Genomic DNA, 13,267 nt, shown 5'->3' with positions numbered 1-13,267 from the left:
CCAGAATGGCCGGCTCACTCGCGTGATCTAGGATTGATAAATGCAAGCTACTGGCCAGACGACCGGTAAGCGCCTGCGTGCGGGCGTGGATATCGGCGGTACGTTCACCGACTTTATTCTTTTCGACGAGAGCGCGACTGCGATCCGTCTGCACAAGTGCCTGACCACCCCAAAAGACCCCTCCCAGGGCGCCTTGGGCGGTCTCGGAGAACTGGTCGCGGCTGCCGGCATCGGCATTTCCGACCTCTCCGAGATCGTCCATGGCACCACGCTGGTCACCAATGCCGTCATCGAGCGCAAGGGCGCTCCGGTCGGCCTGATCACCACCGAGGGTTTTCGCGATATTCTCGAAATCGGCACCGAGCAGCGTTACGACATCTATGACCTGACGCTGGCTTTTCCGGCACCGCTGGTCGAGCGTTCGCGCCGTTTGGAAGTGTCAGAGCGTATCGACGCCGATGGCAATGTCATTCTCGAGCTCGATGAAGTCGCGGTTCTTCGGGCCGCCGAAGCCCTGAAGAAGGACGGCGTCGAGGCGATCGCCATCTGCTTCATGCATTCCTATCGCAACCCTGCCCACGAGCGCCGCGCCCGCGACATCATCGCCAAGGCGCTGCCCGAGCTTTCGATTTCGATTTCCTCGGAAGTCGTTGCGGAAATTTCCGAATACCAGCGTTTTGTCACCACCTGCGCCAATGCCTATGTGCAGCCGCTGATGGACCGTTACCTGCGCCGCTTCGAAGGCGAACTGGCAAAAATGGGCTTTGCCGGCGATTTCCGTCTGATGCATTCGGCCGGCGGCCTGGTTTCGCTGGAAACCGCCCGCGCCTTCCCGATCCGCCTTCTGGAATCCGGCCCGGCTGGTGGCGCGCTTGCCACCGCCTGGTTCGGCAAGAATGCCGGCCACGACAATGTCATCGCCTTCGATATGGGCGGGACCACAGCAAAAGCCTGCCTGATCGAGGACGGCAAGATCGACATCGCCTCCTATCTGGAAGCCGGTCGAGAACATCGTTTCAAGAACGGTTCCGGCCTGCCGATCAAGTCGCCTGTCGTGGACATGATCGAGATCGGCGCCGGTGGCGGCTCGATTGCCTCGATCGACGGCGTCGGCCTTTTGCAGGTCGGTCCGCATTCCGCAGGTTCAGAGCCCGGTCCGGCCTGCTACGGGCGGGGCGGCGCGCGGCCGACCGTCACGGACGCCTCGGTCGCGCTCGGTTATTACGATCCGTCCTTCTTCCTCGGCGGACGCATGACGCTCGATCTCGATGCCGCTGAGGCGGCGCTCGGCACGATCGCAAAGCCGCTCAACATCTCGGCTGTCGAAGCTGCATGGGGTATCCATCAGGTCGTCAGCGAAAGCATGGCGAGCGCTGCCCGCATCCATCTTGTCGAAAAGGGCAAGGATCCGCGCGGGTATTCGATGATCGGTTTCGGCGGCGCCGGCCCGGCCTTCGCCGCCAAAGTGGCGCGTATTCTCGGCGTTTCGGAAGTCATCATTCCGCCGGCAAGCGGTGCGGCCTCGGCCTTCGGCTTCCTCACCGCCCCCCTTTCCTTCGATATCGTCCGCTCGCACCCGATCGCGCTGTCGAAAAACCTCGAAGCCGACAAGCTCAACGCCATTATCGAGGAAATTTCCGAGGATGGCCGCGTGCAGCTGCGCAGCGCCGGTGTCGCCGATGCCGACATTCTGGTCGAACGCTCCGCCGACATGCGCCTCGTTGGCCAGCTGCATGAAATCAACGTGCCGCTGCCGGCCGGCAAACTGGATGCCGGCGCCTACGCCGACATCCGCAAGGCTTTCGAGGCTGTCTACAGCGCGCGCTATACCCGCGTGCCGTCCGAAGCAAAACTCGAAATCCTCTCCTTCCGCATCCGTGCCTCCGGTGCGGTGCCGCAGTTGACCGTCCGTCAGGCCGGTATCGAAGGTGGCGCGACCGAAGCGAAAAAGGGGACGCGCAAGACGTTTTTCGGCAGCGACTGGGTCGATGCCGGCATTTACGATCGTTACGCGATGCGTCCGGGCATTCTCGTCGAGGGTCCGGCCATTATCGAGGAGCGCGAATCCACCACCATCATCCCGCCGGGTGACAAGGTGACGGTCGATGAGACCGGCAACCTGCGCATCCAGATCGCCGAAACCGCCAAGGGCGCGACCATTGTCGACGAGACGATGTCGCTGGAAGAGGCAGGCCGCCGTATCCAGTCCGATCCGATCGCGCTGGAAGTGATGTGGAGCCGCCTCGTCAACGTCGCGGAAGAAATGTGGTCGACGGTCTGCCGCACGGCGTTTTCGCTGATCATCTCCGAAAGCCAGGATTTCGGTTGCGCCATTCTCGATCCGGATGGCGAGACGCTTGCCCACTCCGCCCGCGTCATGCCGGTCTTCAACCTCACCCTGCCGATGGCGGTGAAGGCGATCATCGAGCGTTACCCGATCGAGACAATGAAGCCGGGCGATGTCTATATCACCAATGATCCGTGGCTCTGCGCCGGTCATCTCTTCGACCTCGCCATCGTCACCCCGGTCTTCCATCGCGGCCGCGTTGTGGCGCTTATGGGTACGGTCGGCCATGTCGGCGATATCGGCGGCAGCCGTGACGGCCTGAGCGTGACCGAGCTTTACGAGGAAGGCATCCAGATCCCGGCCATGAAGCTGGTGCGCGAAGGCGAGGAAAACGAAGACCTGTTCCGCCTGATGGCGGACAATATTCGCGACAGCGATCAGGTTCTCGGCGACATAAGATCCTTCATCTCGGCCAACGAAACAGGCTCTGCCCGCATGCGCTCCTTCATGGAGGAGTATGGCATGCATGACCTGAAGGCGCTGTCGCATGTCGTGCAGTCGCTTTCGGAAAAGGCCATGCGCGATGCGGTGACCAAGCTGACAGACGGCGTCTACCATTCGGAGATTTCCAACAATCCGATGGGCTCGACCATGACCTTCCCGCTGAAGGTGACGGTGAAGGGCGACGAGATCGAACTCGATTTCGAAGGCGCACCGCCACAGACGGTGAAGGGCGGCATCAACTGCACGCTTTCCTACACGACGGCACATGCCACCTACCCGATCAAGTGCATGCTGACGCCGGGCATTCGCGGCAATGCCGGCTGCTATCGTCCATTCACGGTAAAGGCGCCGAAGGGCTCGATCCTCAACTGCGAAAAGCCGGCTCCGGTTTCGCTGCGCACCCGCACCGGCTGGTATCTCGCGCCCAACGTTTTCCGCGCTCTTGCAGAAGCGGCACCGGATACGGCGCAATCCTTCTCCGGCCTGCCGAGCCTGATGAGTTTTTACGGCAAGTCGATGGAAACCGGCGCTTTGTTCTACGAACTGCTGCTGCTCGGCGGCGGTCAGGGTGCATCACAGGCAAAGGACGGCAAATCCTCGCTTCTGTGGCCGACATCGGCGGCGACCTCGTCGCTGGAAATGTTCGAGACCCGTTCGCCGATCGTCATCTGGGAAAAGAGCCTGATGACCGACAGCGGCGGTGCCGGCGAAAACCGTGGTGGCCTCGGCGTTCGCGTCCGCATCTCGCGCCGTAATGCCGAGGGCCATCCGATCAAGGCGATCGTGTCGCCCGAAGGCGTCGACCTTCCGGTCGAAGGCCTGTTCGGCGGCAAGCCGGGCAAGACGGCAACCGGCAAGATCCTGTCGCATGCCAGCGGCGAGACCGTGCAGGATTGCGGCACCGGCGCGATCGTCGATCTCGTTGATACCGATGCGGTCGTGGAACTGACGCTGGCCGGCGGGTCCGGTTACGGCGATCCGAACAAGCGCGATCTCGACAAGCTCGATGACGACGTGCGTCAGGGATACGTCAGCGCTGAAGCGGCCGAAACCATCTATGGCCGCACGGCGCGCAGCGGGGAACGCAAGAAGTCCGATACCGCAGCCTGACCAATAAAAATTCCGGCCGTCTTAAGGGGAGACGGCCGGTTCTCAAAAAACTAGGAGACCATTCGCATGCAGATGACCAGACGTTCGTTCATGGGATCGGCGGTTTCCGCTGCCGCGCTCGCTTCGATGCCGCTCGAAAGCTTTGCCGCCGGCCGCAAGATCCTGATCATGGCCAGCAGTGTCGATATTCCGAATTTCGACCCGCATGTCGCCACCGGTTATGCCCCGGCCATGCTGTTCCGCAACACCTATGATGCGCTGGTGCGCGTCGTCGGCACGCCGCCGGAAGTCAAGCCCGGCCTCGCCGTCAGCTGGACCGTTTCGGAAGACCAGAAACACTACGAATTCAAGCTGGATCCGACAGCAAAATTTCAGGATGGTTCGCCGGTCACTGCCGAATCCGTCGTCTATTCCTTCAAGCGTATCGTCAAGCTGAAGCGCGGTCCCTCGTGGATGATGGCCGGCATCGTTGATGCCGACAGCGTCAAGGCTGTCGATGCCCAGACCGTTGCCTTCGACCTAAAGGCACCGTTTGCACCCTTCCTGCAGGTTCTGCCGTGGATGTTCATCGTCAACCAGGCCGTGGTCGAAGCCAATATCGGCGGCGATGACGGTCAGGCCTATCTGATGAAGAACACCGCTGGTTCCGGTCCGTTCAAGATGGGCCGCGTCGCCCCGGGCAATCTCTACGAATTCATCCGCGTCAAGGACGACTGGCATCAGGGTGGCGGCAATCTCGAAGGCGCGATCTGGAAGATTGTCCGCGAGGCCTCCACCGAGCGCATGATGCTGCAGCGCAAGGAAGCGAATATCGCGCTCGAGCTTTACGCCGAGGATATGGCGGCCCTGAAGGACAATCCGGCCGTCGTCAGCGTCATCGAGCCGGAATACCGCACCTTCTCGATCAAGATGAACACCGCCAAGGGACCGCTTGCCGACAAAAACCTGCGCAAGGCGATTTCCTACGCCTTCAACTATCAGAGCATGCTAGATGCAGCAGGTCCGGCCGAACTGATGGTCGGCCCGCTGCCGACCGGCATTTTTGGCCACGACCCGAGCCTCACCGTCTACCGTCACGACATGGAGAAGGCCAAGGAGTATCTGGCGAAATCCGAATACAAGGATGGCGGCATAAAACTTTCCGTCATGCATGCGACCGGTTACGAAAACCAGCGCCGCTGGTCTCTGCTGCTGCTCGAAGCGCTGAAATCGCTCAATATCGAACTCGACATCCGCCCCGCCACATGGCCGGACACGGTTGCCGCCGCCCAATCGCCCGACACGATGCCGAGCTTTATGTGCCTGTTCCAGACGGCCAATTACGCCGATCCGGACAATGTCGCCTTTGCCGCCTATCATTCGTCGCGCAACGGCCAGTGGCAGAACCCGGTCTACAAGAACGAGGAGGTCGACAAGCTGATCGAGGCGGCCCGTATCGAAATCGACCAGACCAAGCGCGCGGAGCTTTACAAGAAGTTCCAGGAACTGGTCATCGACGACGCGCCGGATATCTTTGGCGTGCTCGAAAAGCGCAAACTCGGTTTTGGTGCCAATGTGAAGAACTTTGTCTTCACACCGGTTGCCGCCAACGCCATCGAGCTGCTGCCGCTGTCGCTTGATTGATAGGGACGATCGCAGGGAAAGAAGACCCCTCCCAACCCTCCCCACAAGGGGGAGGGCTTAACCCAGCCGCCCCGCCGTGGCACGATTGAGGCGAAGCGGGTGCGGCAAGCTTTCTCCCCCCTCGTGGGGGAGATGGCGGCAGCCAGAGGGGGACTTTTTCCATGCGATCGCCGAAAACTACTGACCACCGGAAGCGCCCATGATCCTTTACACCCTGCGACGCCTCGTCCTTTTGATCCCGATGCTGATCGGGCTGACGATGATCGTTTTCGCCATCGCCCGCCTTCTTCCCGGTGATCCGGTGGCGCTTGCCGCCGGTCCCAATGCCACGCCCGACGTGATCGAAAGCGTGCGCCAGGAATTCGGCCTCGATAAATCGCTGCCCCTGCAATACTGGGCATATGTGACGGGACTGGTTCAAGGTGATTGGGGTGTTTCCATCTTCACGCGCCGGCCGGTGTTCGAGGACATCATGACCTTCCTGCCGGCAACGCTGGAACTGGTGGCCGCGGCCATGCTGATCGCCATCGTGCTCGGCATTCCGCTTGGTCTCGCCGCCGCCGTCTACCGCAATGGTCTTGTCGATTACCTCACACGCACCGTGGCGCTTGGCGGCATCGCCATGCCACGCTTTTTCCTCGGCCTGCTGCTCCAGCTGATGTTCGTCTCCTGGCTCGACATCCTGCCGCTATCGGGCCGGTTTCCGCTGATCGAGATCCCGCCGGAAGGGCCGACCGGTTTTTACACGATCGACTCCATTCTCGCCGGTGACTGGTATTCGCTGTCGATCGCCTTGCAGCACCTCGCTCTCCCCGCTTTTGCCATGTCGCTTTCCCCCTTGGCGACCATCATGCGCATGATGCGTGCCTCGACGATCGAGGTGCTGCAGCAGGATTTTGTCATGACGGAACGGGCGCTCGGCATTTCCAACACAAAAATCCTGTTCAAATACGTGCTGAAAAACGCCATGACCTCGACGCTGACGGTCATCGGTCTCTACGTGTCCTGGCTGCTCGGCGGCACGGTTCTGGTCGAGACGGTGTTCGATTGGCCGGGTCTTGGCCTCTACGCCACGCAGGCGATCCTTTCCCAGGATTTCATGCCGGTCATCGGCGTCACGCTGGTCATCGCCATGATCTATCTCGTCACCATGCTGATCGTCGACTTGCTCTACGGCGTCTTTAACCCGAGGGTTCGTTACACATGACCACAACGCCCGTAACCCTCCCGAAACGCGACCAGTCGGCCCGGCTGGAAAACTGGTCCCGCGCTTTCTACCGTTTTCGCCAGAGCTGGCTTTCGGTCATCGGCCTCGCCATCGTCGTGGCGCTCGTTCTCGTGGCGCTGTTTGCCCCCTTCATCGTGCCGCATCCCGAACATGTCGCCGGCGGCACCAATACATCCGCCCGTTTCATGGCACCCGGAGCAGACTACTGGTTCGGCACCAATGCGCTGGGACAGGACGTGTTCTCGCTGGTTCTCGTCGGCTCGCAGGTTTCGCTGTTTTCCGGCCTTGCTGTTGTGGTCATCGCCATCGTGGTCGGCGGCGTCATCGGTGCGATTGCCGGTTATTTCGGTGGCTGGATCGACGAGATCCTGATGCGCATCACCGATCTTCTGCTCACCATCCCGAGCCTGATCCTCGCCATGGCGGTGGCGGCAGCGCTTGGCACCGGTGTCACCAACATGATCATCGCCATCGCGATTACCTGGTGGCCGGCCTATGCCCGCCTCGTGCGCGGTGAAGTGATCGGCAAGAAGGAAGAGCAGTTCATCACTGCCTCAAAGGCGCTCGGAGCGGGCTGGCCGCGCATCCTCGGCCGTCACATCCTGCCCAACATCATGTCGCCGATCATCGTCAAGGCGTCGCTCGACATGGGTTTTGCCGTTCTGACCGTCGCCTCGCTCGGTTTCGTCGGCATCGGTGTGAAGGCACCGACACCGGAATGGGGCACGCTTTTGTCCGTCGCCCGCGCCGACATGCCGGATTACTGGTGGACGGCGGTCTTTCCTGGCTGCGCCATCTTCCTGGCAGTTCTTGCTTTCAACCTCCTTGGCGACGGCCTGCGCGACGTCATGGACCCCAAGGCACGGCGGTGAGGTGACGACATGACATTGCTCGAGATCAAAAACCTCAACCTCTCCATGCGCAGTTTCGAGGGCGAAACGCAGATCCTGCACGGCATCGACCTGACGGTCGAACGCGGTCAGATCTGGGGCATGGTCGGCGAGACCGGCTCCGGCAAGTCGCTCACCGGCCTTTCCGTTTCGCGCCTCATTCCGCCGGCAACCGGCCGTTATCTTGCAGGCTCGATCGCATTCGAAGGCCGCGACGTGCTGAAGGCCAGCGAGAAGGACATGCGCACGCTGCGCGGCCGCAAGATCGGCATGATCTTTCAGGACCCGACCACCAACCTCAACCCGGTCTTCCGCATCGGCACGCAGCTGGTCGATGTGGCGCTGCATGCCGGCCATGCGGACCCGACCGTGCTCGGCCTCGAACCCGGCGCATCCTCCCGCGATCTCAAGAAGGCAGCCAAGCGCGTTTCCGTCGAAATGCTTGACAAGGTCGGCATTCCGAAGGCAGCGGACCGCATCCACGATTATCCTCACCAGTTTTCCGGTGGCATGAAACAACGCGTGCTGATCGCAATGGCAATGATCGGCAAGCCGGACCTGCTGATCGCCGACGAACCGACCACGGCGCTCGACGTTTCGGTACAGGCGCAGATCCTGAAACTCATCCACGAACTGGTCGCCGAGAGAAACATCGGCGTGTTGATGATCACCCACAATCTCGGCGTCGTGGCGCAGATCTGCTCCCATGTCGCAGTCATGTATCGCGGCCGTATTCTGGAAAGCGGACCGGTCACGGACGTTCTGAAACGCCCGTCCCATGTCTACACGCAGGCGCTTCTCAATTCCATTCCGACAGCCCATACCAGACGCGGCGAACTGCGCGGCCTTGGCGGCGTCATGCCGGAGGTTCAGTAATGCTTGAGATCAACAACGTCTCGAAAATTTTCCCGGGCCAGCGCAAGGGCCTGTTCGGCCATACCGAGGGTTTCAAGGCGCTCGACGATGTCAGTCTGCGGGTCAGAAAAGGCAAGAGCTTTGGCCTTGTCGGCGAGAGCGGCTCCGGCAAGACCACGCTGACGCGCTGCATTCTGCGGCTGGAAACGCTGACATCCGGCAATATCCTTTATGAAGGCGCCGACATCGGCAAGCTGACATCGACCGAGATGCGCCGCCTGCGCGCGCGCCTGCAGATCGTCTTTCAGGACCCTTACGCCTCGCTCGATCCACGCATGACGATCCATGACATCATCGCCGAACCGCTGGTCATCCACCGCGATATCGTGCCCATGACGGCGCGCCAGCGCACCGAGCGTGTGCTGGAACTGCTGTTGCAGGTCGGCCTGCGGGAAGAACATCTCTTTCGGTATCCGCACGAGTTTTCCGGCGGTCAGCGCCAGCGCATCGGCATCGCCCGCGCACTGGCCGCAAAGCCCGAATTCCTCATCCTCGACGAGCCGACCTCGGCGCTCGACGTGTCGGTTCAGGCCGATGTGCTCAACCTCCTGCACCGACTGCAGGAAGAACTCGGCCTCACCTATTTCTTCATCAGCCACGATCTCGGCGTCATCCGTTATATTTGTGATGAGGTTGCTGTGATCTATCGTGGAAAGCTGGTTGAAAGCGGCCCGGTTGAAGATATCTTCGAGCGGCCGGCAAACGAATATACGCGCATGCTGCTCGACGCGATGCCGGATCCCGATCCGGATCGTTCGCCCTTCCGGCAGAAAGTATCCGCGTAAAGACATTGGAGTTCGCATGACCGAGGCCGCCGCCGTTCATCTTGCCTATGCCGATCTGGTTTCATTGCTTGAGCGGATTTTTGTTCGCCACGGCGTATCGGAACACAACGCAAAAATCCTCGCGGAAAACTGCGCAGGCTGCGAACGCGACGGCTCGCTCAGCCACGGCATTTTTCGCATGGCGGGGTATGTCTCATCGCTCAACAGCGGCTGGGTCGATGGCAAGGCGGTGCCGGAGGTCGAGGATGTAGGGCCGGCCTTCGTGCGCGTCGATGCCAAAGGCGGCTTTACGCAGCCGGCGATGCTGGCCGCGCGTCCTTTGCTGATCGAGAAGGTGAAAGCAAATGGCGTGGCCGTTCTTGCCATCCGCCGTTCACACCATTTCAGCGCGCTGTGGCCGGACGTTGAGCCTTTCGCGGAAGAGGGTTTTGTGGCGCTCAGCGTCGTCAATAGCATGGCTTGCGTTGTGCCGCATGGCGGCAAAAAGGCAGTATTCGGCACCAATCCTGTCGCCTTTGCTTCACCGCGTGCGGGTGCCGCACCCTTCGTGTTCGATCAGGCATCTTCCGCCATCGCGCATGGCGACGTGCAGATTGCCGCACGTGCCGGTCACGACCTGAAACCCGGCATGGGTGTCGACCGCGATGGCCAGCCGACCAATGATCCGAAGCAGATTCTGGACGGCGGTGCGCTTCTGCCCTTCGGTGGCCACAAGGGTAATTCGATTGCGTTGATGGTGGAAATCCTCAGCGCGGCCCTGACCGGCGGTTATTTTTCCGGCGAGTTCGACTGGAGCGGCCACAAGGGCGCGCAGACACCGTTCACCGGCCAGTTCTTTATCGTCATCGATCCGGCCCGCGGCGGCAATGACGTGTTTGCCGAACGTGTCGCCGGCATTTGTGATCTTGTGCTGGAGGCCGGTCAGGAACGCCTGCCGGGTGATCGCCGGCATGTGACCCGTGCGAAGGCAGAGAAGGATGGCATTCCGCTCTCCGCGGAAAACCATGAAAAGCTGAAGGCGCTGGCAGAAGGCTGATCGATCTGTTCCGGGAGGAGCCGACATCGTCGGTGGTGTTGCCTCTCCTCTCCGCGATATCCGCTGATTTCCGGCCGCGCCTGGATTACCAGCACATCAACCGACGCTGAACCCGTCAGATCCCTCACCCGGCGCTTATAGCGCCGCCTTGGGAAGACGGGTCAGAATCGCGACATTGTCGGTTTTGAAAACCGAAGCGGCATGTGCCCGCAACACCTGATCGGTCAACTTATCACCAAGGCCGATCATGCGTGTGAGATAACCGGCGTCACCATACCGCCTGTAGCTCAAAGCCAGCCGTCGCAGCCATGTGTTCGGATCCCGCAGTCGCCCCTCTTCGGCAAAGGCGATATCGGAACGCATCCGCGCGGTATCCATCCCGTCGGCCTGCTGCGGCATGTCCTTCAGAACCGCCAGTGCCGCTTCGGTCAGTTCCTTTGCGCGTTCCGGCGCGCAATAAAAAGACAGCGTGCCGATGGCGCGATTGGTATCCGCATCGAGTTCCAGCTCGAACTGCAGGGTATAGAGACCAGCCAGGCGATATCGCAGTTCATTCTTCAAGGCCTGCTGCGCCACGGGCGTCAGCGCAGAGACCAGAAAACTTGCCTCCGGTGTCCAGTCCATCGGCGTGAAAAAGGAGAGCTGAACACGGGCGCGATCTTTTGCCGAGCCTTCGACTTCAGCGATGCGAAGCCCCTCGACCTGTCGCGGCGGGGTTGCCTCCAGCGGTTTCGCGCGCGGCACGGCACCGATCAAGCCCGCAAATGTTTCGCGTATGGAACCATCCGGCGCCGGCCCGACAGCGAACCACTTCACCGGTTGCGAAAGCAGCGCATCCGCGGCGGCATTCAAGTGCTCGACCGTTAGCAAGCTGCCCGGATCCTGCTCGTCGCTTTGGGGTCCATAAAGCAGGCGGCCATAGGCATCCTCGCGCGCGCCGCCCACAATGCCCTCATCCTTCACCGCCTCGACAGCGTCCTCACGAATCTCGGCATAAATCAGATCGCGCGCGTAGCGTTCAAGCGCGCCGGGCAGTGCGTCGGGTTTCGTCGCAATGGCAACATCCAGCAGGCCGGCCTTGAGCGCGTAACTCCAGCGCCCGGACGCCGGCTGGGCCGCATCCCAGGCATCGAACTGCGCCTGCGTCCAGAACCGATAACCGCTCTGCGCGCGAAGTTGTATGGCGACCTGCGAAATCGTGCTGCCATAGCGGGCGTTCATGAAACCGGGAGAGGATTGCCCGGAGAGATAGACCTTGCCATCCGGCGTGTCCCGGACCAGCCATATCACCCGGTCACCATTGGATAATGTCCATTCGCGGATATGCGGTGATTGCAGCTCATTTTCCGAGGCGATTTTGCCGGAGCGGGGCACGATCGCCTCCGCAGGCAGGGTTGGAATTTCCGTCGACGGACTGGCTGGATCAGACTTCAGGGCCGGCAATGGCGGAAGCGCGGCACGTGCTGCCAGGTCGTCACGCATGGCTTGCACCTTGGCGACATCCGGCAAGCGACGCTCGAAACCGCCCGGAACCTGATAGAACAGAATCTGATCAGGCGCCGCCAGCATGTCGCGCATGCGCGCCTGCAAGCTGTCCAGCGTGATCCGATCCAGCAGTGCGCGTGTCCGCTCGGAACGCCTGGCCGGGTCATCCAGCACCGAGCCCATGAGGACGGCGGAGGTGATGCGATCCTCCCATTCAGCATAGGTCCGCTGACCGGCGGCATCGATATTGTTTCCGTTCACACGCCGCGCCGCCGCCATTGCGGCATCGAAAGCCTTTTGCGAAATGCCCTCGCGCCGAACACGCTCGATCGCCTCAAGCAGGATGGGCAGCGCCGCGTCGTGATCCGGGCCAGAGGCATTGAAGGCCAGGATCAGCCGATGTTCCGTCGTTTCCTGTGCCACGAACCCCATGCTTTTGATCGTATCCGCATAATGCGGTGCCTGCGTCTGGATGGCATCCCGGATCAGGCGGCTCAGCAGATATTTCTGCAGATAGGCCAACTGCCCCTCTTCGCTCGTCCGGTCGGGCATGGCCATGCGGAATGCATAGGTCGTCTGCGAGGACGAGCCGGCCGGATCCTGCACCAGACCGGTGCTGAGGCCAGCTTTCAAGGGCAGATCGACATAGGCGCGATCCGGCTTCGGTGCCTTGGGGGCTGCGCCGAACAGACGTTGAATGGCGGCTTCGGCCGCGCTGCTGTCGATCCTGCCGGAAACCACCAGGGTCATGTTGGATGCGACATAGAAGCGGTCGTAAAATGCGCGAATATCCTCGATCGAGGCCGACGCGATACTCTCCCGCGTGCCGATCGTCGGGCGATCGACATAACGCGAGCCGACGCGAAGGACCGCCTTCTTCTGGCGGCTGATGCGGTCGGCAACACTGTCGCCCTGTCGCAATTCCTCCAGAATGACAAAGCGTTCCTTTGCCCAATCATCGGCGCGCAGTTCCGCACCGAAAACCAGATCGGCAGCCAGCGCCAGCGACGCGGTCAGGTCCAGTGCATCCTTGCGGCGTGTGCGGATCATGTATTGCGTTTCGGTCTCGCGCGTCACCGCATTGACCTGCAGACCCTGCCGCCAGCCGATTTCCTGAATATACCTATGGATGCTTTGCAGATGCGCACGGTTCGACTGGAACACCATATGTTCCAGCATATGGGCGACGCCGCTCGGGCGCTCCTCATCCACCGAACCGGCATGGACCACCAGCCGGATGTTGAACGGATCACCGGGCTTGCCGCTGTCATGCAGGATATAAGTCAGCCCGTTTTCGAGCGTGCCGCGCGTCAGGCGCGGATCCCACTGTGCGTCTGACGCCGAGGCGAAAGGAGCGATCAGGACGAAGGCGACAAAAACAAAAAGGCGTGCGGTAACGGTCAT

Annotated in this window: 8 protein-coding genes; 7 read left to right on the top strand and 1 reads right to left on the bottom strand. The window is 61.3% G+C overall.

Going from position 1 to position 13,267, the window contains the following annotated elements; all coding sequences use genetic code 11:
* The first annotated feature begins 40 nt into the window (after positions 1-40).
* From J2T09_RS05475 to J2T09_RS05445, 7 genes are all read left to right on the top strand, one after another.
* Positions 41-3,901, top strand: coding sequence for a hydantoinase B/oxoprolinase family protein (locus J2T09_RS05475; protein ID WP_306831982.1), 3,861 nt, complete (start codon positions 41-43; stop codon positions 3,899-3,901).
* Between the two features lie 66 nt (positions 3,902-3,967).
* A complete protein-coding gene (locus J2T09_RS05470; RefSeq protein ID WP_306831980.1) occupies positions 3,968-5,524 on the top strand; it encodes an ABC transporter substrate-binding protein in 1,557 nt (518 codons plus the stop codon).
* A 199-nt stretch (positions 5,525-5,723) separates the two neighbouring features.
* Complete coding sequence (locus J2T09_RS05465) at positions 5,724-6,731, top strand: ABC transporter permease (protein WP_306831978.1); 1,008 nt, start codon at positions 5,724-5,726, stop codon at positions 6,729-6,731.
* On the top strand, positions 6,728-7,624 hold the full coding sequence (locus tag J2T09_RS05460) for an ABC transporter permease (RefSeq protein WP_306831976.1): 897 nt from the start codon (positions 6,728-6,730) through the stop codon (positions 7,622-7,624). The genes J2T09_RS05465 and J2T09_RS05460 overlap by 4 nt, the downstream gene beginning before the upstream one ends.
* A gap of 9 nt (positions 7,625-7,633) precedes the next feature.
* On the top strand, positions 7,634-8,518 hold the full coding sequence (locus J2T09_RS05455; RefSeq protein WP_306831974.1) for an ABC transporter ATP-binding protein: 885 nt from the start codon (positions 7,634-7,636) through the stop codon (positions 8,516-8,518).
* On the top strand, positions 8,518-9,342 hold the full coding sequence (locus J2T09_RS05450) for an ABC transporter ATP-binding protein (RefSeq protein ID WP_306831972.1): 825 nt from the start codon (positions 8,518-8,520) through the stop codon (positions 9,340-9,342). Before J2T09_RS05455 ends, J2T09_RS05450 begins: the two co-directional genes overlap by 1 nt.
* A 16-nt stretch (positions 9,343-9,358) precedes the next feature.
* On the top strand, positions 9,359-10,378 hold the full coding sequence (locus J2T09_RS05445; RefSeq protein ID WP_306831970.1) for an Ldh family oxidoreductase: 1,020 nt from the start codon (positions 9,359-9,361) through the stop codon (positions 10,376-10,378).
* A 135-nt stretch (positions 10,379-10,513) separates the two neighbouring features.
* On the opposite strand, the gene J2T09_RS05440 is transcribed toward J2T09_RS05445, so the two are convergent.
* A complete protein-coding gene (locus J2T09_RS05440) occupies positions 10,514-13,267 on the bottom strand; it encodes a M16 family metallopeptidase (protein WP_306831968.1) in 2,754 nt (917 codons plus the stop codon).

The organism is Neorhizobium huautlense (assembly GCF_030811685.1).
Lineage (GTDB): Bacteria > Pseudomonadota > Alphaproteobacteria > Rhizobiales > Rhizobiaceae > Neorhizobium > Neorhizobium huautlense_A.
This window is presented reverse-complemented; position numbering and strand designations above follow the sequence as displayed.